The 23,122-nt window shown below is 72.0% G+C and carries 19 protein-coding genes, 1 tRNA gene and 1 riboswitch; of the genes, 13 read left to right on the top strand and 7 right to left on the bottom strand.

Going from position 1 to position 23,122, the window contains the following annotated elements; genetic code table 11:
* The first annotated feature begins 48 nt into the window (after window positions 1-48).
* On the top strand, window positions 49-651 hold the full coding sequence (gene rdgB, locus DVK44_RS10470; protein WP_114659424.1) for an RdgB/HAM1 family non-canonical purine NTP pyrophosphatase: 603 nt from the start codon (window positions 49-51) through the stop codon (window positions 649-651).
* Window positions 652-708: 57 nt separating this feature from the next.
* On the opposite strand, the gene DVK44_RS10465 is transcribed toward rdgB, so the two are convergent.
* From DVK44_RS10465 to bcp, 4 genes are all read right to left on the bottom strand, one after another.
* Window positions 709-783 (bottom strand) — tRNA-Leu (locus DVK44_RS10465).
* Window positions 784-795: 12 nt separating this feature from the next.
* Window positions 796-1,644, bottom strand: coding sequence for an HNH endonuclease signature motif containing protein (locus DVK44_RS10460; protein ID WP_114659423.1), 849 nt, complete (start codon window positions 1,642-1,644; stop codon window positions 796-798).
* On the bottom strand, window positions 1,641-2,270 hold the full coding sequence (locus DVK44_RS10455; RefSeq protein WP_114659422.1) for an HNH endonuclease signature motif containing protein: 630 nt from the start codon (window positions 2,268-2,270) through the stop codon (window positions 1,641-1,643). The genes DVK44_RS10460 and DVK44_RS10455 overlap by 4 nt, the downstream gene beginning before the upstream one ends.
* A 147-nt stretch (window positions 2,271-2,417) precedes the next feature.
* Window positions 2,418-2,885, bottom strand: a complete 468-nt coding sequence (bcp, locus tag DVK44_RS10450) for a thioredoxin-dependent thiol peroxidase (RefSeq protein ID WP_114659421.1) — start codon at window positions 2,883-2,885, stop codon at window positions 2,418-2,420.
* 145 nt (window positions 2,886-3,030) lie between these two features.
* Between bcp and DVK44_RS10445 the strand changes: the two genes are divergently transcribed.
* The 3 genes from DVK44_RS10445 (at window position 3,031) to DVK44_RS10435 (ending at window position 4,227) form a co-directional block, all read left to right on the top strand.
* Window positions 3,031-3,351 carry a DUF3618 domain-containing protein gene (locus tag DVK44_RS10445; protein ID WP_114659420.1) on the top strand — a complete coding sequence of 107 codons (321 nt, stop codon included), beginning with the start codon at window positions 3,031-3,033 and terminating at the stop codon, window positions 3,349-3,351.
* 100 nt (window positions 3,352-3,451) lie between these two features.
* On the top strand, window positions 3,452-3,754 hold the full coding sequence (locus DVK44_RS10440) for a GroES family chaperonin (RefSeq protein WP_114665042.1): 303 nt from the start codon (window positions 3,452-3,454) through the stop codon (window positions 3,752-3,754).
* A gap of 58 nt (window positions 3,755-3,812) precedes the next feature.
* A riboswitch (guanidine-III (ykkC-III) riboswitch) is annotated at window positions 3,813-3,872 on the top strand.
* A gap of 34 nt (window positions 3,873-3,906) precedes the next feature.
* Window positions 3,907-4,227, top strand: a complete 321-nt coding sequence (locus DVK44_RS10435) for a DMT family transporter (protein ID WP_114659419.1) — start codon at window positions 3,907-3,909, stop codon at window positions 4,225-4,227.
* A 41-nt stretch (window positions 4,228-4,268) separates the two neighbouring features.
* Here the strand turns inward: DVK44_RS10435 and DVK44_RS10430 are convergent, their stop codons facing one another.
* Window positions 4,269-6,761 (bottom strand): transglycosylase domain-containing protein, encoded by a 2,493-nt coding sequence (locus DVK44_RS10430; RefSeq protein WP_114659418.1) that lies wholly within the window; start codon window positions 6,759-6,761, stop codon window positions 4,269-4,271.
* Between the two features lie 219 nt (window positions 6,762-6,980).
* On the opposite strand from DVK44_RS10430, the gene DVK44_RS10425 reads away from it, so the two are divergent.
* From DVK44_RS10425 to DVK44_RS10405, 5 genes are all read left to right on the top strand, one after another.
* Window positions 6,981-7,781 carry an ABC transporter permease gene (locus DVK44_RS10425; RefSeq protein ID WP_114659417.1) on the top strand — a complete coding sequence of 267 codons (801 nt, stop codon included), beginning with the start codon at window positions 6,981-6,983 and terminating at the stop codon, window positions 7,779-7,781.
* A 97-nt stretch (window positions 7,782-7,878) separates the two neighbouring features.
* Entirely contained in the window at window positions 7,879-8,730 is an 852-nt protein-coding gene (locus DVK44_RS10420; RefSeq protein WP_228447076.1) for an ABC transporter permease, read from the top strand.
* Window positions 8,731-8,743: 13 nt separating this feature from the next.
* On the top strand, window positions 8,744-9,724 hold the full coding sequence (locus DVK44_RS10415) for an ABC transporter ATP-binding protein (protein WP_228447075.1): 981 nt from the start codon (window positions 8,744-8,746) through the stop codon (window positions 9,722-9,724).
* 115 nt (window positions 9,725-9,839) lie between these two features.
* Window positions 9,840-10,589, top strand: coding sequence for a DUF1707 SHOCT-like domain-containing protein (locus DVK44_RS10410; RefSeq protein ID WP_228447074.1), 750 nt, complete (start codon window positions 9,840-9,842; stop codon window positions 10,587-10,589).
* Window positions 10,590-10,738: 149 nt separating this feature from the next.
* On the top strand, window positions 10,739-12,133 hold the full coding sequence (locus tag DVK44_RS10405) for a DUF445 domain-containing protein (protein ID WP_114659414.1): 1,395 nt from the start codon (window positions 10,739-10,741) through the stop codon (window positions 12,131-12,133).
* A gap of 165 nt (window positions 12,134-12,298) precedes the next feature.
* Here the strand turns inward: DVK44_RS10405 and DVK44_RS10400 are convergent, their stop codons facing one another.
* Together DVK44_RS10400 and DVK44_RS10395 are read right to left on the bottom strand one after the other, a co-directional pair.
* Window positions 12,299-12,616: a hypothetical protein gene (locus tag DVK44_RS10400; RefSeq protein ID WP_114659413.1), complete on the bottom strand. Its 318-nt coding sequence runs from the start codon at window positions 12,614-12,616 to the stop codon at window positions 12,299-12,301.
* A 134-nt stretch (window positions 12,617-12,750) separates the two neighbouring features.
* Entirely contained in the window at window positions 12,751-13,494 is a 744-nt protein-coding gene (locus DVK44_RS10395) for an ABC transporter ATP-binding protein (protein WP_114659412.1), read from the bottom strand.
* 228 nt (window positions 13,495-13,722) lie between these two features.
* Here DVK44_RS10395 and DVK44_RS10390 point away from each other — a divergent pair, with 228 nt between their 5' ends.
* From DVK44_RS10390 to DVK44_RS10375, 4 genes are all read left to right on the top strand, one after another.
* Window positions 13,723-17,193: an FtsX-like permease family protein gene (locus tag DVK44_RS10390; protein WP_114659411.1), complete on the top strand. Its 3,471-nt coding sequence runs from the start codon at window positions 13,723-13,725 to the stop codon at window positions 17,191-17,193.
* A 65-nt stretch (window positions 17,194-17,258) separates the two neighbouring features.
* Window positions 17,259-20,234: an ABC transporter permease gene (locus DVK44_RS10385; RefSeq protein ID WP_228447073.1), complete on the top strand. Its 2,976-nt coding sequence runs from the start codon at window positions 17,259-17,261 to the stop codon at window positions 20,232-20,234.
* The gene (locus tag DVK44_RS10380; protein WP_114659410.1) at window positions 20,231-21,223 is read left to right on the top strand and encodes an ABC transporter ATP-binding protein; all 993 of its coding nucleotides are present in this window, start codon (window positions 20,231-20,233) and stop codon (window positions 21,221-21,223) included. The genes DVK44_RS10385 and DVK44_RS10380 overlap by 4 nt, the downstream gene beginning before the upstream one ends.
* A 78-nt stretch (window positions 21,224-21,301) precedes the next feature.
* Window positions 21,302-22,390 carry a hypothetical protein gene (locus DVK44_RS10375; RefSeq protein ID WP_114659409.1) on the top strand — a complete coding sequence of 363 codons (1,089 nt, stop codon included), beginning with the start codon at window positions 21,302-21,304 and terminating at the stop codon, window positions 22,388-22,390.
* Window positions 22,391-23,122: the final 732 nt, after the last annotated feature.

Genomic DNA, 23,122 nt, shown 5'->3' with positions numbered 1-23,122 from the left:
GGATCCCGCCGAACAGGCGGCTCACGCCCTCGCCCGATACTTGACGGCATGACCCGTCTGATCCTCGCCACCCGCAACGCCGGGAAGCTCACCGAACTCAAGGCCATCCTCGCGGACGCCGGCCTACCGCACGAACTCGTCGGCGCGGACGCGTATCCGGAGGTCCCCGACGTCAAGGAGACGGGCGTTACCTTCGCGGAGAACGCCCTGCTCAAGGCGCACGCCCTCGCCGCCGCGACCGGCCTGCCGGCGGTGGCCGACGACTCCGGCCTCTGCGTCGACGTCCTCGGCGGTGCCCCCGGCATCTTCTCCGCCCGCTGGTCGGGCGCGCACGGCGACGACGAGGCCAACCTCCGCCTCCTCCTGGCCCAGCTCGCCGACATCGCCCCGCCCCACCGCACCGCCCACTTCGCCTGCGCGGCGGCCCTGGCCCTCCCGGACGGCACGGAACGCGTCGTGGAAGGCCGCCTCCTGGGCACCCTCCGCACCACCCCGTCCGGCACGGGCGGCTTCGGCTACGACCCGATCCTCCAGCCCGCCGACGACACCCGCACCTGCGCGGAACTGACACCGGCGGAGAAGAACGCGATCAGCCACCGCGGCAAGGCGTTCCGAGCCCTGGTCCCGGTGGTACGGGAGCTGCTCGCCTGACGCGGGGCGAGAGCGGGAAGGGCACGGCTTCTCCTGGAGATCCGTGCCCTTCCGCTGTGGGCCCGGTGGGATTCGAACCCACGACACACCGGACCTAAACCGGCGCCCTCTGGCCAGCTGGGGTACGGACCCGCAGCGATCAGCTTACTGTGCCTCACGGATGGCCTTGGCGAAGGTGTTCGTCTGGCTGTGGCACGAAGGGCATAGGTAGCGCAGGTTCCCGGCTCGGTTGTCCAGCCGGTCACCGTTGACATGATCGATTTCGAGTACGAGCCGCTTGCCCTGCCACATATCCCCAATGCCGCACTCGGCACAGACGCGTGGCGTCTCAAGCTCATCGAGTGCTCGTCTCAGCATGACGGTCTTCGTTCGAGGAGAGCCGGGTGCGAGGCGTAGCAGCAGGTCGGCTGCCGACTTCCTGTGAGGTGAGGGGAGGCCCTGTGTGTGGCCCTGACCGGTGAAATGCGCGGATGACAGCCCGTGGGCCGCGATGCTGCGTTTCACGCGAGCGCGGGCGGCCCCACCGTCCCGCAGGCCGAGGAGTCTGATGACACCGGCAAGACTCGTGGAAGCGGCGACAGCCGGTGCCAGCTCGCTCAACGGCAGGATTCCGCCGCCCGATCCATAGCGCCGGGTGAAGTGCGACGTGTCGATGCCGAACTGATCAAGTTTCTTCCTGATGTGGCCATATGGGCTGTCGCAGGGCGGGAAGCCCATGAACTCAAGTATTTCCCGAATGCTGTTTGATTTCGCGGCGGCTTCCGCCAGCCGCTCCCGTGTGTAGGAACGACGGTCGCGCGGAGGGAGTGGTTCCTCACGAAAGTGCGAGGTGTCGATTCCGTACACCTCAAGTCTGCTTCTCACATAGCGAAAGGGCGAACTTCCTAGCGGAGTACCCAGCCTGCGGAGCAGATCGACCAGGCTGGTCGCCTCGGCCGCAGTGCGTTCCAGCAGCTCGCGGGGGTACGAGTTGCGGCGGCCGGCCGTGCTCATGCGCCCGTCCTTCGCCGCTTACGGCCGCGATACGTATCGGTGACCGCATGGCAGTTGGGACAGAGCAGCCGCAGATTCTCCGGGCGGTTGTCCCACCAGTCGCCGTTGCGGTGGTCCGTTTCGAGCCTCAGCGGCTTGCCGTTCCACTCGGTGCCGTTACCGCACATGGCACACAGCTCCGGCACCCCGGTGTGGAGCAGTGCGCGCCGCAGGCGTTCTCCCGCCACTCTTCCGCCCGCCGGTGTCCCCAGGACCAGGATTTCTCTGCGGATCCCCTTCGCCCGCTGCGGAGGCACCTGCGAGAAGTGGGAGGTGTCGATGCCGAGCCTCGCGATCCGGCGGCCGATATGCGTGTGATTGCCGCCCACCGGGCTGATCCCCAGCCGCCGTACAACCTCGGCCACGCTTGTCGAGCACGCGGCCAGCTCGCGCAGCCTCTCGTCCGTGTGCCGCACGCGCCCGGTGGTGAAGTGCGACGTGTCGATGCCCGCCTCGGACATCTTGGTCCGGAGGTACCGGCGGCTCCCCGGGGTGGGCTGGCCGCCGCACCACCGCACCGCGTCCTCGACGTTTGTCGTCTCCCGCGCCGCCTCCCGCAGCAGCGTGAAGGTGTACCGCACTGGCATGATCCCGCCCCCCGTCCCGGCCGCGTGTTCGCGGCGTCGTACTGATCAACGAACCGGATATCGGACAGTTACGCCGTCCGGAGCAGCAAAGGGGACGAGGCCCCGCCTGGGCGGGGCCTCGGTTGTGTGGGGGAGGGGTGGCGGGGGTCAGATGCCGAGGTCTTTGATGATCTTCGCTACGTGGCCGGTGGCGCGGACGTTGTAGAGGGCCTGTTCGACGTGGCCCTTCTCGTCGATGACGAACGTCGAGCGGATGACGCCGGTGACCGTCTTGCCGTACAGCTTCTTCTCGCCGAAGGCGCCGTACGCCTCCAGGACGGCCTTGGCCGGGTCGCCCAGGAGTGTGACCTTCAGGTTCTCCTTCTCGCGGAACTTCGCGAGCTTCTCCGGCTTGTCGGGCGAGACGCCGATGACGTCGTAGCCGGCGCCGGCCAGCAGCTCCAGGTTGTCGGTGAAGTCGCACGCCTGCTTGGTGCAGCCCGGGGTGAGCGCGGCCGGGTAGAAGTAGACGATGACCTTGCGGCCCTTGTGGTCCGCGAGCGAGACGTCGTTGCCGTCCGCGTCGGGCAGGGTGAAGGCGGGGGCGGTGTCGCCGGGCTGGAGGCGCTCGCTCATGGTTCTCCTCGGGATTGGCCGGTGGATCGGTGGTACGCCGCCGAGCGTAATCGGGGGTGCCGCCGGGTGCGGTGGGCGTTGAGCTGACAGACTGTCGACGTAGGACTGACGTAGGAATATCGGACACGACCACGGAGGCAGCGCGGTGTCGGAATCCAGGACCCCGGCGCAGATCGAGGCGGACATCGTTCGCCGGCGCGGGCAGCTTGCCGAGACGCTCGACGAGATCGGCGTGCGGGTGCATCCGAAGACGATCGTGGGCGACGCGAAGGCCAAGGTGACCTCCACGGTCGACCGTACGGCGGGGCGCGCGTTCGTCGCCGTGAACAGGACGATCGCGGGCGTGCGCGCCTCGTTCACCGACCACGCGGGCGCCCCCCGGCTGGAGCGCCTGGTGCCGGTGGCGCTGGTCGCCGTCGGCGTCGTCGGGCTGCTCGTGGTGTCCACCAAGCGCCGCCGGGTTTGAGCCCGCGCCACCCCTATGGCGTACGGCGGCGGGCCCGGCAGGTAGGTTCTGGGGCGTGAGCGAGAAACCCCACAGCCAGCACGACAAGCTGCCCATCCGGATGCTCCACGACCGGGTCCTGGTCAGGACGGACATTCCGGAGGGCGAGCGGCGCTCGTCCGGCGGCATCCTGATCCCGGCGACGGCCGAGGTCGGCCGTCGGCTGGCCTGGGCCGAGGTGGTGGCCGTGGGACAGAGCGTACGGACGGTGACGCCGGGGGACCGGGTGCTGTACGACCCCGAGGACCGGGCCGAGGTCGAGGTGCGCGGGGTGGCGTACGTACTGATGCGGGAGCGCGATCTGCACGCGGTCGCGGCGGACCGGTTCGAGGGGTCCGAGGACTCGACCGGGCTTTATCTGTAGTTCCCCTGGTTCTCCGGGCCGTTCTCCGGGCCCCCGTTTCTGGGTGCCTCGCTTTGTTTGTTAGCGTGGGGTTCCCCGACGAGACGCGCCGTACCGGGTCATCGAAAGACGACGCACCTGTTGTTTCCGCGTTCTCGCCGGGAGGTGCCGTCATGGCCTGGGTTCTGTTGATCGTCGCTGGTCTGCTGGAGATCGGCTGGTCGATCGGGATGAAGTTCACCGAGGGGTTCACCCGGCTGTGGCCGAGCGTGTTCACCGGTGCGGGGATCGTTCTGAGCATGGTGCTGCTGGCACAGGCGGCGAAGACGCTGCCGATCGGTACGGCCTACGGCGTGTGGGTCGGGATCGGCGCGGCCGGGGCGGCTGTGGTCGGGATGGTGGCGCTGGGTGAGCCGGCGACCGCCGCCAGGATCTTCTTCGTCTGTCTGCTGCTGGTGGCCGTGGTGGGGCTGAAGGTCACCTCCGGGCATTGAGCCGTCTGCTTTTACGGGCTCTTTTTACGGGCCCTTGCTTTTTACGGGCCTTGGCCGTCCGTGCTCGTTCCCGGGAGGGACGTTCCTGGGAACGGGAACGTCCCTCCCGTGTTCGTGCCTCCTGTGCTCGTCCCCGCGCCGCCGTCCGTCGTCGCGCCCGTGTTGTCGCCGCCGGTGGTGGCCGCGCCCGTACTGCCGTCGCCCGGGCTGCCGCCGCCCGAGTCCGTACCGCCGCCGGTGGTGGTGCCCGTACTCCCGCCGCCTGTGGTGCCGTCGCCCGTGGTGGTGCCGGTCGTCCCGGTGGCGCCCTGGGTGCCCGGGGTGGTGGTCCGGCCCTCGGAAGAGCCCTGGGTGCCCTGGGAGGTGCCCCGCGTGTCAGGGTTCTGCGACTGGCCGGAGCGGTCGGGCCGCGGGGACCCCGTCTGGTCCGGCAGCGCCGAATCGGCCGCGTCGGGTGTCACGCGGAGGTCGAAGTCCTTGACCGCGGTGCCCTGGAGCGCGGCGGCCGTGTACTGGCCCCAGATCTGGGCGGGCGCCCCGCCGCCGTTGATGCGGCCCAGGCCGAGGGCTCCGTACAGCGGCGTCTGCTCGGCGGTCTTGGGGTCGGCGCCCATTACGGCCACGACGGTCGCGAGGTTCGGGGTGTAGCCGGCGAACCAGGCCGCCTTGTCCTTCTCCGCCGTGCCGGTCTTGCCGGCGGCGGGGCGGCCCGCGGACTGGGCGGCGGTGCCCGTACCGCCGTCGACGACGCCGCGCAGCACGGAGGTGGTGGTGTCGGCGGCCTCGCGGCTGATCGCCTGCTTGCTGTCGTGCGCGGGCAGGGCCAGCTCCGTACCGTTCCTGCTGATGTCCCGGACGAGGCTGTACGTGCCGTGCGCGCCGTGGTTGGCGAGTGTCGCGTACGCCTCGGCCATGTCCAGGACGCTCGCGGTGGCCGGGCCGAGCGCGATGGAGGGGGTGGCGGTGAGGTCGGGGGTGTTCTTGGGGATGCCGAGGGCGATGGCGGTGTCCTTGACGGTCTCGGGCCCGACGTCCTGGGCCATCTGCGCGTAGACGGCGTTGACGGACTTGTCAGTGGCGACCCGTACGGTGATGGGGCCGTAGTTGACATCGTCCTCGTTGGAAGGGGCGTAACCGGTGGGGCCGCTGGGGCCCTGGACCATGCGCTGGTTGGTGCCGTCGTACACGGTGCTCGGGGAGATCGTCCGGCCGTCCTGGGTCTCGGAGCCGTTCTGGAGGGCGGCGGCGAGGACGAACGGCTTGAAGGTGGAGCCGACCTGGTAGTCGCGGCGGGTCGCGTTGTTGACGTACTGCTTGGTGTAGTCGATGCCGCCGTACATGGCGACGACCTGGCCGGTCGCCGGGTCGATGGAGGCGCCGCCGACGCGGACGTTGCGGTCGGCCGTGCGGTCGGCGCTGAGCTGGGAGGTGACCTTGTCCTTGACGGCCCGTACGAAGGCGTTCTGCTTCTTGCGGTCGAGGGTGGTGGTGATCCGGTAGCCGCCGGTGGCCAGGGTGTTCTCGTCGATGATCTTGTTGCTGGTCAGATAGTCCTTGACGGCCTGGACGATATAGCCGCGCTGGCCCGTGAGGCCGGAGGAGGAGGGCCGCAGGTTTCCGGGCTGCGGGAAGGCCATCGCGTCCCGGTCGCGCTCGCTGAGCCAGTGCTCCTTGACCATCCCGTCGAGTACGTACTTCCAGCGGGCGACGGCGGCCGGTCTGTTCTCGGGGTGGACGACGACGTCGAACTCGCTGGGGGCGTTGAGGAGGGAGGCCAGATAGGCGCCCTCCGCCGTGCTGAGCTTCTCGACGTCCTTGCCGTAGTACGCCTGGGCGGCGGCCTGGATGCCGTAGGCGTTGCGGCCGAAGTAGCTGGTGTTCAGATAGCCCTGGAGGATCTGGCCCTTGGACGCCTCGCGGTTGAGCTTGATCGCGATAAAGAATTCCTTGGTCTTGCGGATGACCGTCTGTTCCTGGCCGAGGTAGTAGTTCTTGACGTACTGCTGGGTGATCGTGGAGCCGCCCTGGGTGCCCTTGCCGGTCGCGGTGTTCCAGGCGGCGCGGACCATGCCCTGCGGGTCGACGGCGGGCTCGCCGTAGAAGCCGCGGTCCTCGGCGGCGAGCACGGCGCGCTGGACGCTCCGCGGCACCTGCGAGAGCTTGACGTTCTCGCGGTTGATCTCGCCGTCGCGGGCGATCTGGGTGCCGTCCGTATAGAGGAAGACGTTCGACTGGGCGGTGGCGGCGGCGTTCGCGGCCGGGATGTCGACGTACTTGTAGCCCACGACGAAGCCGCAGACGAGCAGAAGCGCGCAGCCCAGGAACGTGCCGGCCGTCATACGCCAGGTGGGGACGAGCCTGCGCCAGCCGGTGCGCCGGCGCTTGCGCTCGGCGCGCCTGGCCGCGCGCCTGGCCCGGCCGGTGAGGGCGGGGCCGGACGCGGGGTCGGTGGGGGCAGGGTCGGACACGGGGTGGGACGCGGGGTCGGAAGGGTCCCGTGGGGCCCAGCCCTGCTGCTGTGGCTCGTCACTCATATGCGTGAAGACTCCTCGGCCGCAGCCGGAGGTTCACTTCCCGGCATAACGGTGTCGTATCAGGTCAATCCCATAAAACACGGCCAGAAGGGAGAAGCGCGAGCCGCCGGATATTGAGTCGCGGCGGCGTGGGCGCGTGGACTAGGTTCGTGCGCTTTGGTGCCGCGAAGTTCTGTGCCGCGGCTCGGGGCGTTGCGAAGGGGGAGGGGAGGGGCGCCGGTGCGGCTGTACGCAGTGGTGACCTTGGGCGGTTTCCGACGGTACGCGACGTATCGCGTGGCGACCTTCGCCGGCGTGTTCACCAACACCGTGTTCGGCTTCATCCTGGCGTACGCGTACACCGCGCTCTGGGACGAGCGGCCGCGGCTCGGCGGGTACGACCTGCCGCAGGCCATGACGTACGTATGGCTCGGGCAGGCGCTGCTGGCGGCCTGCGCGCTGATGGGCGGCGGCTTCGAGGACGAGCTGATCGAACGCATCCGTACGGGCGACATCGCCGTCGATCTCTACCGTCCGGCCGATCTCCAGCTGTGGTGGCTGGCGGGGGATCTGGGGCGGGCGGCGTTCCAGCTGCTCGGGCGCGGGGTCGTGCCGATGGCGATCGGGGCGTTCGCCTTCGAGCTGGCGCTGCCGGGCGATCCGCTGATGTGGCTCGCGTTCCTGGGGGCGCTGCTGCTGGGGCTGGTGGTGAGTTTCGCGATCCGGTTCCTGATCGCGCTGTCGGCGTTCTGGCTGATGGACGGCGCGGGGGCGGCGCAGCTGGGGATGCTGGCGGCGATGTTCTTCTCCGGGATGCTGCTGCCGCTCAACGTCTTCCCCGGCGCGCTGGGCGAGGTGGCGCGGGCGCTGCCGTGGTCGTCGATGCTCCAGATTCCGGCGGATGTCCTGCTGGGCAAGCACACCGGGTGGGACCTGGCGGGCGTGTACGCGTTCCAGGCGGGCTGGGCGGTGGCGCTGCTCGGGGCGGGCCGGGTGCTTCAGTCGGTGGCGACGCGGAGGGTGGTGGTCCAGGGTGGCTGAGGATGCGGGGGCGGCGGGGGAAGCCGTTGTGGGCTCTGTGGGCTCGGCGGGTTCTGCGGTCGATTCGGTGGGGGGCGCTGGGCCGTCGGTGGCGTCGGTGGCTCTTCCGGAATACCGGCTTCCGGAAACCTCGCGGTGGGACATCCTGTGGTCCGGGCTACGGGCGTACGGCCTGATCGTGGCGGCCTGGACGCGCTCCACGCTCACGTACCGCGCGTCCTTCGTGATGATGGCGTTCGGGAACTTCGCGGCGACCGGCTTCGACTTCCTGTCGATCCTGCTGATGTTCTCGCACATCGATGCCCTCGGCGGCTACTCGCTGGCCGAGGTGGCCTTTCTGTACGGGACGACGGGTACGGCCTTCGGCCTGGCCGACCTGTTTCTCGGGTCGATGAACGGCCTGGGCCGCCGGGTGCGGGACGGCACGCTCGACACGCTGCTGGTGCGGCCCGTCCCCGTACTGGTGCAGGTCGCGGCGGACAGGTTCGCGCTGCGGCGGCTGGGCCGGATCCTCCAGGGGCTGCTGGTGCTCGGCTACGCGCTGCTGCTGGTGGACATCGACTGGACGGTGGTGCGGGTGCTGATGCTGCCGATGATGATCGTGAGCGGCGCGGCGATCTTCGGGGCGGTGTTCGTGGCGGGCGGCGCGTTCCAGTTCTGGGCGCAGGACGCCGCGCAGGTGCAGCACGCGTTCACGTACGGCGGCAACACCGTGCTCCAGTACCCGCCGTCGGTCTTCGGCCGGGAGCTGGTGCGCGGGGTGACGTTCGTGGTGCCGCTGGCCTTCGTGAACTGGATCCCGGCGCTGTACGTGATGGGGCGCGAGCTGCCGCTGGGGTTGCCGGCCGCGGTGGCGTTCCTGCCGCCGGTGGTCGCGCTGGTGTGCTGCGCGGCGGCGGGGCTGGCGTGGCGGGCGGGGCTGCGGGCGTACCGCAGCACGGGAAGCTGAGAGGACGGTCGTGGTGGCTGAGGACGGCGCTGGTTTCATTGAGCTGGACGGGGTCGAGAAGGTCTTCGACGTACGCCGGAGGGCGGGGCTGCTGCGTCGGGAGAGACATCAGGTGCGGGCCGTCGACAGCCTCTCCTTCCGGGTGGCGCGCGGCGAGATGGTCGGCTACATCGGCCCGAACGGCGCCGGCAAGTCCACCACCATCAAGATGCTCACCGGCATTCTGACCCCGAGCGCCGGCCGGCTGCGGGTCGCGGGCATCGATCCGTCCCGGGAGCGTACGCGGCTGGCGCAGCGCATCGGCGTGGTGTTCGGGCAGCGTACGACGCTCTGGTGGGACCTGCCGCTGATCGATTCGTACCGGCTGATGCACCGGATGTACCGCGTGCCGGACGCGCGGTTCCGGGTGAATCTGGAGCGCTGCGTCGAGCTGCTCGACCTGGGCGCGCTGCTGGACGTACCGGTACGGCAGCTCTCGCTCGGCCAGCGGATGCGCGGCGATATCGCGGCGGCGCTGCTGCACGATCCCGAGGTGCTGTATCTGGACGAGCCGACGATCGGCCTGGATGTGATCTCGAAGGCCAAGGTCAGGGGGTTCCTGCGGGATCTGAACGCGGAGCGCGGCACGACGGTGCTGCTCACGACGCACGATCTGACCGATATCGAGCAGCTGTGCGAGCGGGTGATGGTCATCGACCACGGGCGGCTGCTGTACGACGGCTCGCCGTCCGGGCTGCACGAGGTCGGGGAGAGCGAGCGGACGCTCGTCATCGATCTGGAGCGGGAGCTTCCGCCGATCGATCTGCCGGGCGCCGAGGTCCGTACGGTGAAGGTGGAGGGGCCGCGGCAGTGGCTGGCCTTCCCGGCGGCGGCATCGGCGGCGCCGCTGGTGGCCCGGATCGCGGCGGAGTTTCCGCTGGTGGATCTGTCGGTGCGGGAGCCGGACATCGAGGATGTGATCGCCAAGATGTACGCGGACCGATCGGCTGTGTGACGGGGACCGGGCGGTTGACTAGTCTGCTGTTATGACGAGCGAGCAGCCCGAATCGCGCCCCGGATCGAGCCCTGAACCGCGCCCCGAACCGAAGCATGCGGTGAGCCCGCCGGCAGTGCCGGATACGCGGTCGGCGGCGCCCGATCCGGGTCTGGCAGCGCCCGATACGCGGGCTTCCGACGCCGAGCGGGAGCAGATCGCGGAGCGGCTGCGGGAGGCCGTCGCGGAGGGTCGGCTCGACATGCTGGAGTTCGAGGAGCGCCTCGACCTCACGTACAAGGCCCGTACGCACGGTGAGTTGGTGCCGCTCGTACGGGACCTGCCCGCGCCGGGGACGACGACGGACGTCGTGGGGCAGGCGGGACAGCCGGCGCGCGGGCTGGCGCCGGAGACGGCCACCGGTGGCTGGGCGGACCGGATCGGCCGGGAACCCGCCACGTCCAAGGGCGCGTTCGCCTTCTGGGGCGGTTTCACCCGCAAGGGGCGGTGGACGGTGGGCCGGAAGTTCACGGCCGCCGTCTTCCAGGCGGGCGGGGACATCGATCTGCGCGAGGCTCGGTTCGAGGACCGCGATGTGGTGATCCGGTGCTTCGCGATCATGGGCGGAATGCAGGTGACCGTACCGCCGGACATGAACGTCGAGGTCAGGGGCATCGGGCTGATGGGCGGCTTCGGCGAGGCGCGCAGCAGCGGGGATGTGGAGATCAGCCCCGGGTCGCCGCGGGTGATCGTCACCGGGTTCGCGCTGATGGGCGGGGTCGGGGTCGAGCGGAAGGCCACGGAGGCGGAGCGGCGGCGGCTCAAGGAGCAGCGCAAGCGCGAGAAGCTGGAGAAGAAGGCGGAGCGCAAGGAACTGGACGGCTGAGCGGCCGGCCTGACCCCTTATCCACAGGCTGCGCCATCCTCGCCCTCTGCGTTATCCACAGGTCACGTCGTCCGGCATCGCGGACAGGGACAATGTGTACGAATGATGCACGGTACGTACGTGGACGGGTGGAATGAACGGTGGAGCGGATGGAACGCACGGATCCGGAGCGAGCGCCTGAGCCCGGGAAGGGGTCCGGGGCAGCGGGGGCGCCTGGGGCTGCTGAGGCGCCTGGGACGGTGGGGGCGCCCGCTCGTCAGCAGGCCGCACGCGGGCTCGGCTCCTTCTCGTACACGGCGGCCGATGAGGAGAAGCTCCGCGGCGTCCGCCGGATGAAGGCCACGGCCACCGGTCTGCTTCTGCTGGTCGCGGTGGTATTCGCCCTCGCGACCTGGGCGAAGAACTCGGGCGCGGGCAGCTGGGCGGGCTATGTCGCGGCGGCGGCCGAGGCGGGGATGGTCGGCGCGCTGGCCGACTGGTTCGCGGTGACGGCGCTGTTCCGCCGGCCGCTGGGCCTGCCCATTCCGCACACCGCGATCATCGCCAACAAGAAGGACCAGCTGGGCGCCTCGCTCGGCGCGTTCGTCGGGGAGAACTTCCTCTCGGCCGATGTCGTACGGAGCCGGCTGCGCGCCCTGGGCATCGGACGCCGACTCGGCACGTGGCTCGCGGAGCCCGCGCACGCCGACCGGGTCACCGCCGAGCTGTCCACGGCGCTGCGCGGCGCGCTGACCGTGCTGCGGGACTCGGATGTGCAGGCGGTGGTGGGCGAGGCGATCACCCGGCGTGCGGACGCCGTGGAGATCGCCCCGGGCATAGGGAAGACCCTCGACAAGGTCGTGGCGGACGGCGCCCACCATCGCGCCGTCGACCTGATCTGCGTCCGCGCGCACGACTGGCTGGTGGAGCACGGCGACTCGGTCATGGATGCGGTGCAGGGCGGCGCGCCCGGCTGGACGCCGCGCTTCGTGGACCGGCGCATTGGTGACCGGGTCTACAAGGAGCTGCTGCGCTTCATCACCGAGATGCGCGACATGCCGAGTCATCCGGCGCGGGGCGCCATCGACCGGTTCCTCCGCGACTTCGCCACCGATCTCCAGTCGGACACGGACACCCGCGCGCGGGTCGAGCGTCTGAAGTCGGAGCTGCTCGCACGTCCCGAGGTGCAGGACATCATCGCCTCGGCGTGGTCCTCCGTACGCGCGATGATCATGTCGGCGGCCGAGGACGACCGCAGCGAACTGCGGCTGCGGGCGCGCGCGTCGCTGCTGTCGCTCGGGGCGCGGCTGTCGACGGACGAGCGGTTGCAGGGGAAGCTGGACGGCTGGATCGAGGAGGCGGCGGCGTATGTCGTCGCGACGTACCGGGGGGAGATCACCTCACTGATCTCCGACACGGTGGCGGGCTGGGACGCGGCCGACACATCGAAGAAGATCGAGGCGCATATCGGCCGTGACCTGCAATTCATCCGGATCAACGGCACGGTGGTGGGGGCGCTCGCGGGGCTGCTGATCTACACCGTGTCGCATGCGCTGGGCGGGTAGGCACAGCCGACGAGGCTGGCGCGGGCGGTGCGTAAAAGATTGCTGGGCGCGTGACGCGGACCCTGTCGTCCGTTCACACGCCCAGCCACCATGGGGGAGTTGCTCTTGAGTACGAAGAAGATGCCGGGGGTGTTCAGCGGGCGCCGAACTTTATTTCCCGCGCCCTTATGCGCCGGCGCGCCGGGTGACCGCCCAGGACGCGGCGGCCACCCCGCCCGCCACGGAGAAGACCGCGGGCCACGCGCCGACCTTCTTCGCGAGCGGGTGCGCGCCCGCGAAGGCGGCGAGGTAGGTGGCGCTCAGCCCGACGGCCGCCTTCGTCCCGCCGGTGCGGTGCCACTCGTACGCGGCCACGGCGCCCGCGGCGGCCAGCGCCGCCCCGCCGAGGGGACGCTTCTTCGTCCACCGGGCGAGCGCGTAACCCCCGACGATGCCGCCCGCCGCCACGGCCGTCGCCGGGATCCTCGCTGTTGCCGCCGCCATGACCGCCACCTTTCGTCGTCCCTGTCCGTTCAAGCCTGTCGCTGTCCGACCTGTCCGCCATGTTCCGCGGACGCTGTCGAGCGTACGAGACGGGGAAGGCGGCCGGGGGTGCCGGGGGCGGGCCCCCGGCCCGGTCATCGGTGCTCGGCTCGCTCCCGTTCGACGATGCGGCCGTCGCTCAGCTCCACCACCCGGTCCGCCAGATCGAGCAGCTGCGGGTCGTGCGTGGCGACGAGGGCGGTCGCGCCCTCGCTCCGTACGACCGTACGCAGCAGCTCCATCACCATGAGGCCCGTGTGGGCGTCCAGTTGGGCGGTCGGTTCGTCTGCGATCAGCAGGGACGGCCGGTTCGCGAGGGCACGGGCGAGGGCGACGCGCTGCTGCTGGCCGCCGGAGAGTTCGCCGGGGCGCTGCGCCGCGTGTTCGGTGAGGCCGACGAGGGCCAGCAGCAGCGCCACCCGCTCCTCGCGCTCGCGCGGATCGGCGCCACGCAGCCGCAGCGGCACCCCGACGTTCTCGGCCGCCGTGAGGATGGGGATCAGTCCGAAGGACTGGAAGACGAATCCGACGCGGTCGCGGCGGAGTTCCAGCAGACCGCGCTCGCCCAGCTCCGAGAGATCGGCGCCGTCGACGACGATCCGGCCCCGGTCCGGCGAGTCCAGGCCGCCGACCAGATTGAGCAGCGTGGTCTTCCCGGCCCCGGACCGGCCTTTGAGGGCGACCAGTTCACCCCGCGCGATGTCGAGGGAGGTGCCGCGCAGCGCGTGGACGGCGGTGGGACCGCTGCCGTACGAACGGTGCAGGCCCTCGGCGCGGACCATCGGCCCGCCGTCGGACGGGCGCGTGCTGGTGTCTTCCGTCGTGGCCTTCTCCGTCATGGCCCTCTCCGTCATGGGCGCTTCCCCCGCGCGTTGTTGTCCGTTGTTGCCGGCCCGGCCACAGTATGCGCGGGCACGGGAGGGCGGAAGCGGTCGCAGGGCGGGCGAGTTGGCGCACCTAGGCAACCGGATCGTTTTGTGTTTGGCTGATCGCCGACCGACGAGGGAGACGTCAAGAGCGCCGTTCCGGCCGAACGGTGAGCGGCGGGCTGGGCCGGCGGGGGACGTGTGACGGGGTTCGTTTTTCTGCGTGCGACAGGGCAGCGGCTGCTGCTGGCCGCCGCGCTGCTCGCGGTGGCGCTGACCACCTGCGTACTCGCCTCCCTCACCGCGTTCTCGGGCTCGGTCGGGGACACCGCGCTGCGCGAGACGCTGCGTGGCCGGGACGCCGCGTCCACCGTTCTCGTGATCAGCGCGGACATTCCGGCGGAGCGCCGGGACGCGGCGGAGAAGGCCGTGGTCCGGGGCGCGCGGGAGACGTTCGACGGGCTGCCCGTGACCGTACGGAAGCTGGAGCGCTCGGGGCCGTACGCGCTGCCCGGATCGCTCCGTACGGCCACCTCCTCAGGGGCCGCCACGGGCGGGGAGAAGCCGGACCTGACCCACTTCGCCGTGCTGGACCGCTCCCGGATCACGCTGGTGGCGGGCGAGCTGCCGGGGGCGGCCGGCGCTGAACGGGACTCCGCGTCCGATGCCACTGCCGACACCGAAACCGACACCGATACCGCTCCCGTTTCCGTGGCCCTGCCCGAAGAGGCCGCCCGGCGGCTGGGGCTGGCCCCGGGCGCGCGTATCGCGCTCACCGACCGGCTGACCGACGACCGTCTCACGGTCCGGATCACCGGTGTCTACAAGGCCACCGACCCCACCGATCCGTACTGGCGACTGGACGCGCTCGGCGGATACGGCGTCCGCGAGGTTGACTTCACCACCTACGGCCCGCTCCTCACGGACGCGTCCGTCCTCACCGGCGGACGGGTCTCGCCCTCCGGCACCGGCTGGCTGGCCACCGCCGACTTCCGGGGTGTCACCACCGGCCGGATCGACGCCCTGCGCGACGCGGCCGTCCGCGTCCCCGAGCGGCTGCGCGAGGATCCGGCGCTCGGGGGCGGTGCGACGGTGAGCACCTCGCTGCCGGCCCTGCTGGACCGGACCGAGCGGGGGCTGTTGGTGGCCCGCTCCACCCTGGCGATCGTGGCGCTGCAAGTACTCCTCCTGGCCGGGTACACCCTGCTGCTCGTGGCCCGCTCGCTCGCCGCGGAACGGGCCGGTGAGACCAGCCTGTTGCGCGCGCGGGGCGCTTCGCGCGGCCGGCTCGCCGCACTCGCCGCGACGGAGGCGCTGCTGCTGGCGCTCCCGGCGGCGCTCTGCGCCCCGCTGCTGGCGGCCCCGCTGACCGGGCTGTTCGCGCGGGGGTCCGCGCTCGGCGGCGACGGGCCGGACGCGGGGACACACCTCGGTGACGTGCCGCAAGGGCAGGTGTGGTCGGTCTCGGCGGCGGTCGCGCTCTGCTGCGCGGCGGTGGTCGTCCTGCCCGCCCTGGCCGGGTCGGGCGGAGCGGCCGGGGCGGCCGGTACGGGCGCGGCAGTGGGAGGGGCGCGCGGCCGGCTCGCCGCCCTGCCCGCACCCGTACGGGCGGGCGCGGACATCGGGCTGCTGCTCATCGCCGCCCTGGCCTACTGGCAGTTGGACCGCCGGACGGCCGAGGGCGCGGCGGGAGCGCTCGGCGGCGACCGCGACGGCAACCTGGGCATCGATCCGCTGCTCGCCATGGCCCCCGCGCTGGCGCTGCTCGCCGGTACGGTGCTCACGCTGCGCCTGCTGCCGCCCCTGACGCGGTTCGCCGAACGGCGCGCCGCTCGCGGCCGGGGGCTGCCCGTCGCGCTCGCGGCCCACCGCCTGGGCCGCCGGTCGCTGCGCGGCGCCGGTCCCGTACTGCTGCTGGTGCTGGCCGTCGCGACGGGCCTGCTCGCCCTTGGCCAGAGCGCGTCGTGGGACCGTTCGCAGCGCGACCGGGCGGACTTCGCCACGGGCGCGTCGGTACGTGTCCTGGACGGCAGGCCCGCCGACCCCGGTCAGGCCGGTCTGTACGCCTCGCTGCCGGGCGTACGGCAGGCGGCTCCCGCCCACCGTACGGAGTCGAGCCTGTCCGGCGGGCTGACCGCGACCGTACTCGCGCTGGACACGGCACACGCCGAGGAGCGGATGCGGTTGCGCGCCGATCTGGCCGACGAACCGGCGAAGACGCTGGTGGACGGGGTGGCGGCCCCGATGGCGGGGTCGGGGCGGCCGTCGGAGCCCGCGGACCGTACGGGGATCGTGCTGCCCGCCGACGCCCGCCGGCTCTTCCTCGACGTACGGATAACGGCCGCCGGTAAGGGCGACGGGCTCGCGCCCGCCCTCCTGGTGGTGGTCGAGGACCGGTACGGCCTTCCGTACCGGCTCAGCGCCGGGCGCGTGCCCGTCGACGGCCGGCTCCACCGGGTCGCCGTCGCACTGGACCGGACCGCGTCGGGCGCCCGCGCCGCCCCGGCCGGGCCGCTCCGCGTGACCGGGCTGAGGCTGAGCGGGACCGCCCCGGACGGGCGGGCTGAGCGGCACCGGCTGAGCGTCGAGCGATGGCTGGCCACGGGGGCCAAGGACGACGCGCGTCCGGTGCCGGTCTCCGTGCCGGACGGGACGCGCTGGCGCGGCAGCGTCGCGGCGCCGGAGGGCACGGAGGTCACCGAGAGTACCGGGGACAGCGCGCGGGTCGTCCGGGAGCTGGTCTTCACCTACTCGACAGGCCGGGCACAGAAGGGCGATACCGGCTACTTCGCCGTACGGCTCGATGTCGTGGGCGCCGCCGCCCCGGAGCGGATCGCGGCCGTCGCCACCGATGGCTTTCTGCGCGCCACCGGAGCCGAACGCGGGGACAGCGTCGATCTGACGCTGGCGGGGGAGCAGGTGCGCGTGACCATCACGAAGACCGTACGGGAGCTGCCGACGGCCGGGGGCGCGGACGTGGACGCGGGACTGGAGACGGAGGCCGGCGCCGAGGGGAGCGTACGGAACGCCGGTGCGCTGCTGGTCGATCTGCGCGCCGTCAACGCCGCCGTCGCCGCCCGCGCCGACCGCGCGCTCCTGCCCAACGAGTGGTGGCTGAGTACCGCCCCCGGTGCCACCGCGCAGGTCGCGTCCGTACTGCGCGACGGCGCGGACGGTGCCGGGCCCGGCCGGGTGCTCGTACGGGACGAGACGGCGGCCGTGCTGCTCGGTGATCCGCTCGGGGACGGGCCGCGCGCGGCGCTGATCGCCGTCGCGATGGCGGCGGCCGCGCTCGCCGCCGTCGGTTTCGCGGTCGGCGCCGCCGCCTCCCTGCGCGAGCGGACCGCCGAACTCGCCGTCCTGCGCGCCCTCGGCGCACCCCGCCGGAGCCTCGTCCGGCTGGTCGTGATGGAACAAGGGGCGCTGATCGGCATCGGTCTGACCGTCGGCGTGGGCCTCGGCGTCCTGCTGACGCGGGCGCTCGTACCCCTGACCGTGCTGACGTCGCGGGCCGACCGGCCCGTGCCTCACGTGCTCGTGGAACTGCCGCTGTCGCAGGCGGCCCTGTTCCTCGCGGGCGTCGCGGCCGTGCCCCTGCTGATCGCCGCGGCTCTCGCGGCCCGACGCGGCGCCGACCTCGCGGTCGAGCTTCGCCACCAGGGGGACCACTGATGGCGGGCGACGACGCACGGAGCGGGGGCGCGTACGAGGGCGACACGCGCGCGGATGGCGTACGTGTGGATGACACGCGCGCGGACGGCGTACGCGTGGAAGGCGCGCGCGAGGACGGCGCACGTGCCGAGCGCGCCGTAGCGCCGTGGGTGCGCACCCGGCTGCGTACGGCCCCCGGCGCTGCCGCCGCCCTTGGGGCGCTCGTCCTGCTCACGGCCTTCCTCGCCGCCGCCTTCCCGAGGGCCGTCGACGCGTACGAGAGCGAAGGGCTGCGGCGCGAGATCGCCGGCGCCCCGGTGACCGGCACCGTACTGCAATTGACCGCTCCCCAGGCGGGCCTGGAGCTGCCCGAGGAGGCCCGGGTGGCCGCGATGCGCCCCGAGGCGCTCGCCGCCGTGTACCGGCAGGCGCTGACGCGGCTGGCGGACCCGCTGCGCGTCGACCTCACCCAGTCCGCGTACGGGGTACGGACCGGCGAGCCGCTGATCGGCAAGGACCGCTGGCTGCCGCGTCCAGACGGGATCCCGCCCCGGTTCACGCTGGCCACGCAGTCGGAGCTGGCCGCCCACGCCACCGTACGGAGCGGACGGCTGCCGTCCGCTTCCGCTTCCGCTTCCGCGTCTTCGTCGCTGTCCTCGTCCGTGGACGCGCGGACGAAGGTGGTGGAGGCCGCCGTGACCACGGAGACCGCGCGCGAACTACGGCTGCGCGTCGGCACCGTACTGGCACTGAACGATGTCACCGGGGCCCCGGCCCTCTCCGTACGGATCACGGGCATCGTCGAACCCCGTAACCCGGAAGGAAGTTACTGGGCCGCCGAACCGCTTCTGCGCACCCCGGGGCTGACCGCGACATCGGCCAAGCCGCCGGAGTACCGCTGGGAGGCGGGCCTCCTGCTGGCGCCCGGCGCCGCGCCCGCGCTCCTCGGCACACGTACGGACTCGGAGAAGTACTGGCGCTTCGCCCCCGACACCGGAGGGCTGACGGCGGCGGACGCCCCGGAGCTGGTACGGCGGATCGCGTCCCTCGAAGACGGCCCCGGCCTGCTGCGGATGCGGGAGATCGCGGGCGGGAACGCGGAGGTGGAGAGCGGTCTCGGCGCGGTCGTCGGCTCCCATCTCGCGACCCGCGAGGAGATCGCGCGCATCGTCACCGTCGCGGCCGTCGGGGCGGGCACGGTCGCGGCGGTCGTGCTCGCGATGGCTGGCGGACTGATAGCCACGGGCCGCGCCGCCGAACTCGCCCTGCTGCGTGCGCGCGGCGGCTCCCTGACCGGCATCGGCGGACGGCTGCTCGCCGAGACCGCCGTGATCGTGCTGCCCGCCGCCGGAGCCGGGCTGCTGCTGGCGGTGCTCCTGGTGGACGGGGGCGGCGGCGGGAGCGGAGGAGGCGGGGTGCGGCTGCTGCCCGCCGTGTACGGTGCGTCCGCCGTCGCGCTGATCGCCTGCGCGGCGCTGCCGGTCCGGGCCCTGCTGCCGCTCCGCAGGGCGCGCGCGTACGGGGACCGCGACGACCTCGCGGCGGCGCGGCCGAGCCGGCGCCGTAACGTCGCGGAACTGACCCTGCTGCTCCTGGCCGTTGCCTCGGTGGTCGCGCTGCGCGGCAGGGGGACGTCCGGGGCTTCCAGCTCGTCCGAGTCCAGGGCTTCCGGCGGCGGGGCGGGTGACCTGCTGGTGAGCGCGGCTCCCGTGCTGGTCGCGCTGATCGCCGCCTTCGTCCTCGTACGGCTGTATCCGCTGCCCCTGCGGTACGCGGTGCGCCCGGTGGCGCGCTTGCGCGGGGTGGTCGGCTTCCTGGCGTTGGCGCGCGCGGGCCGCTCGTCCTCGTCGACGGCCGCGGCACCGCTGCTGGCGCTGATCGTCGCGCTGACGACGGCGGCGTTCGGCGGTTCCGTACTGGCGGGGATCACGGACGCGCGCGACCGGGTCGCGCTGCTCGCGGTGGGCGCGGACGCGCGGATCTCCACACCGGGCGACAGCCTGCCGCTGCCGGCCGGGGCGGAAGGGGCGGTGCGGCGGGTGGGGGGCGTACGGGAGGTGACGGCCGTACGGATCGAATCGGCGAGGCCGGTAAGCGGAGCCGCACCGGCGTCAACGTCAACGTCTTCGGCCGAGAAGGAGAAGCTGGTCACGCTGATCGGCGTGGAGCCGGACTCGTACACCAGGCTGGCCCGGCAGCAGCAGCTCGGAGCGTTCCCGGCCGGGGCGCTGAAGGCGGGCGACGGTCGGGGCGGGGTGCTCGACGCCGTGGCGTCCCCGGCCACCGCCGAGCGGCTGGGCACCGGGTCGCGGCGGATCGTCCTGCCGGAGGGCGAGGTGACCGTACGGATCACCACGGTCCGGTCCGGCACCCCGGCCGCTCCCCGCACCGACTTCCTGCTGGTGGACGCCGGGGGCCTGCCGGCGGCGGCACCGACGACGTTGCTGGTCACGGGAGAGGGGCTGGACGGAGGGAAGCTGAAGGCGGCGGCGACGCCACAGGACCAGCCTCAGCCTTCGGCTTCGGCTTCGGCTTCGGCATCGGCTTCGGAAGTGACCCTGCTGAGTACGGAACGGGCGGCGTTCACGGCGTCGCCGCTCCAGTCGGGTGCCGAGCGGATCTACGCCGTAGCCGTACTGGCCGGCGCGGTCTACGCGGTCATCACCCTCTTCCTCTCCTTCCTGCACTCCACGCGGGAACGGACCGCCCTGCTGGCCCGGCTGCGCACCATGGGCCTGAGCAACGGCCAGGGCCGCCTGCTGCTGGGTCTGGAGGCGCTGCCCCAGGCGCTGCTCGCGGCGGGCGGCGGCGTGCTCGTCGGCTGGGCCACGGTCCGGCTGCTGGCTCCCGGTATCGATCTGGCGCAGCTCGCCGTGGGATCGGGGTCGGGGTCGGGGACCGGGGCCCTGGTGGGTGGTGTGTCGCTGGGTACGGACGTGTGGTCGCTGGTGCTGCCGGCGGTCGGCGTGCTGGTCCTGGCGGGGGCGGTGGCCGCCGGGCAGGCGTGGTGGGCGGGCAGACGCGGATCGATGACGGAGCTGAGGGCGGGAGATTCAAGATGACGGACCGGGAACAACCGAAATCCCCCCTTCCGCCCACCCTCACCGAGCTGGAACGACGCGCGGCGGCGCACCGGGACCGTCCCTCGTACGGGCATGACGCGCTGATCACCTGTGACCGGCTGGTCCGCGTCTTCACCACGGACGGTGTCGAGGTGCAGGCGCTCCAGGGGCTGGATCTCACGGTCCAGGAGGGCGAGTTGATGGCCCTGGTCGGCGCGTCCGGCAGCGGGAAGTCGACGCTGATGAACATCCTGGCGGGCCTGGACGTCCCGACCGCCGGGGCGGCCAGGGTCGCGGGCCGGGATCTGCTCGCGATGGACGCGAAGGTGCGGCTGAACTACCGCCGTGAGGTGGTCGGTTTCGTCTGGCAGCAGACGAGCCGCAATCTGCTCCCCTACCTGACAGCACGCCAGAACGTCGCTCTCCCGATGCAGCTGCGAGGGCGCGGCGGTGCCCGACGGAGCGCGGCGAAGGGGACGAAGGGGGAGCGGACGAAGGACCTGCTGGCGATGCTGGGAGTCAGCGACTGCGCCGACCGCCGCCCGGGGCAGCTCTCCGGAGGCCAGCAGCAGCGCGTCGCGATCGCCGTGGCCCTGGCCAACTCGCCTTCCGTACTGCTCGCCGACGAGCCGACCGGTGAGCTGGACTCGGTGACGGGGGAGGAGGTCTTCGCGGCGTTCCGCCGGGCCAACGAGGAGCTGGGGACGACGATCGTGATCGTCACACACGACCAGGCGGTGGAGAGCGAGGTCCGCCGTACGGTCGCGATCCGCGACGGCCGGACGTCGTCCGAGGTCCTGCGGCGTACGGAGATCGACGCCGAGGGCCAGGAGTCGGTGGTGGCCCGGGAGTACGCGATGCTGGACCGGGCCGGGCGGCTGCAGCTGCCTACGGAGTACACGGCGGCGCTGGGCATGGAGCAGCGGGTGATGCTGGAGCTGGAGCAGGACCACATCCAGGTATGGGCGGACGGCGGAACGGACGCGTAACGCACCTGAGGACACAAGAGATCGTGACAACGAGCCAATAGATGTCCGTTCGGGGTGTGAGGCGGGCACAGACTCCTCATGACAGAAAAACTCAAGCTCACAGATACCCCCCGCACCCCAAAGATCCACACGGCAACGATCCGCACGCCAACGATCCGACGAACGACCGCCGACGAGGCGATCGCCCACCTCTCCCGTACGCAGCAGCGGCTGGCGAACAGCCGCCAGCTGCGGACAGCCGGCCTCTCGGCCGGCACCGCCGCGCGCAGATGCAGGCCGGGCGGCCCGTGGCAGCGCCCGCTGCCGGGGGTGATCCTGATACAGACGGGCGAACCGACCCCGCGCCAGAGGCTGCTGGCGGCGGTTCTCTACGCGGAGAACGGCAAGGGTCCCGACGCCGACGCCCGCGGCGCCCCCGGAGCGGCCATGCGCGACCGGACGGCAGTCCTGACCGGCGAGGCGGCGCTGTCGCTGTACGGGGTACGGGACGCGAGCGACGGCCGCGCCGATGTCCTGATCGGCGCGCGCCGGGGTTTGCGCGACCAGTCGTACGTACGGCTGCGCCGCACCAGCCGCTGGCCGCCGACGCTGCTGGTCGAGGGAATCCCCTGCGTACGCCCGGTCCGCGCGGCCTCCGACTTCGCCGCGTACGAACCGTGCAAGGAGCGCGTCCGGGCGATCCTCGCGGCGACCGTCCAGAGGTGCCCCTGCCACCCGGATGACCTCCGCGCCGAACTCCACGCCTCGCACGCCCTGCGCAATCCGGCGGTGCGCGCGGTGATGGACGAACTCCGGGTCGGAGTCAGCTCGATCGCCGAGGGCGAGGCCCGCGACACCCTCCGCGCCGCCGGCGTCCCCGAAGCCCTCTGGAACCCGACCCTCCTCACCCCGACAGGCACCTTCCTCGCCCGCCCGGACGCGTACTGGGCCTTCGCGGGAGTGGCACTGGAAGTCGACTCCGAACAGTTCCACCAAGGCGTATCCCAGTACCGCGCCACCCTCCGCCGCCGAATGCTCATGGAAGCGCACGGCATCGACGTAATCAGCGCGGTCCCCGCCCTGATCCGAGACCAGCCGCAACTACTGGTAGCCGCAGTCACCGCCAAACTACGCCAAGCCAAATCAAGACCAGACCGCCCAAACGTAGTAATCCGCCCCTACAAATAGCAACACCTCAGGCACGACCCGCCCGCGCCCCGAGCGCACCGGCGGCCCTGACCTCGGCGACACGCGCCCGAACCCCCTCCGGCGAAAGGGGCGCGGGGCGCGGTACGGACACGGCCAGCCCCCGGCACTCGCCACACTCACCACCCACCAGCGCCTCGGGCCGCCCAGGAGCACGGCACTTGGAGCACTCCATGACCCGCAGAGGCGGCCGCACAGCACTTTCCCGAGCAACCAATGGGGCCTCGGGAGGCAACTTGGAGGAGAGCCGAGCCCGGACCAGCCCGGCCGGATGATGCACAGGAAGGGGCAGCCCATTCGTAAGGGCACGCAGAACATCTTCCTCGCCGGCGCCTCGCACGAACCACTCGGCGGCCAGGGGCTCCAGCGCCGCGCAGTCGGCGGCGGACAGCGTCACGGCCGGGTTCCGCAACCCGACGGAGGCGAGCACGGCGTAAGCGCGGGAGCGCCGGGGCCCCGGTTCGGGGAGGGCAGCAGGAACATCAACGACAGCGTCTCCGGGTACATCTCCGGGTACGTCTCCGGAGATGAAGGACACCCACCAGGAGTCATCCCGGGCGACGGGCGAGAACCACGTACGGGTAACCCACCGAGCCCCACCCTCCCCCACCAGATGCTCACGCCCCCGCCGTAAGTACCCTTCCCGCTGAAGCCGGTTGAGGGCCGTACGCAGCGCGCACTGCCCGTAGTCCAGCACTTTGGCCAGGGCCTTCA

This window comes from Streptomyces paludis, from assembly GCF_003344965.1.
Classification (GTDB): domain Bacteria; phylum Actinomycetota; class Actinomycetes; order Streptomycetales; family Streptomycetaceae; genus Streptomyces; species Streptomyces paludis.
The sequence above is the reverse complement of the archived record's forward strand: the minus strand, read 5'-3'. Positions and strand labels throughout refer to the sequence as shown.

Excerpts from the sequence above, each read along its gene's own strand:
- rdgB (WP_114659424.1), top strand. The coding sequence starts at position 49 with ATGACCCGTCTGATCCTCGCCACCCGCAACGCCGGGAAGCTCACCGAA.
- DVK44_RS10460 (WP_114659423.1), bottom strand. The coding sequence starts at position 1,644 with ATGAGCACGGCCGGCCGCCGCAACTCGTACCCCCGCGAGCTGCTGGAA.
- DVK44_RS10455 (WP_114659422.1), bottom strand. The coding sequence starts at position 2,270 with ATGCCAGTGCGGTACACCTTCACGCTGCTGCGGGAGGCGGCGCGGGAG.
- bcp (WP_114659421.1), bottom strand. The coding sequence starts at position 2,885 with ATGAGCGAGCGCCTCCAGCCCGGCGACACCGCCCCCGCCTTCACCCTG.
- DVK44_RS10440 (WP_114665042.1), top strand. The coding sequence starts at position 3,452 with ATGCTCCACGACCGGGTCCTGGTCAGGACGGACATTCCGGAGGGCGAG.
- DVK44_RS10435 (WP_114659419.1), top strand. The coding sequence starts at position 3,907 with ATGGCCTGGGTTCTGTTGATCGTCGCTGGTCTGCTGGAGATCGGCTGG.
- DVK44_RS10430 (WP_114659418.1), bottom strand. The coding sequence starts at position 6,761 with ATGAGTGACGAGCCACAGCAGCAGGGCTGGGCCCCACGGGACCCTTCC.
- DVK44_RS10405 (WP_114659414.1), top strand. The coding sequence starts at position 10,739 with ATGGAACGCACGGATCCGGAGCGAGCGCCTGAGCCCGGGAAGGGGTCC.
- DVK44_RS10400 (WP_114659413.1), bottom strand. The coding sequence starts at position 12,616 with ATGGCGGCGGCAACAGCGAGGATCCCGGCGACGGCCGTGGCGGCGGGC.
- DVK44_RS10395 (WP_114659412.1), bottom strand. The coding sequence starts at position 13,494 with ATGACGGAGAAGGCCACGACGGAAGACACCAGCACGCGCCCGTCCGAC.
- DVK44_RS10380 (WP_114659410.1), top strand. The coding sequence starts at position 20,231 with ATGACGGACCGGGAACAACCGAAATCCCCCCTTCCGCCCACCCTCACC.
- DVK44_RS10375 (WP_114659409.1), top strand. The coding sequence starts at position 21,302 with ATGACAGAAAAACTCAAGCTCACAGATACCCCCCGCACCCCAAAGATC.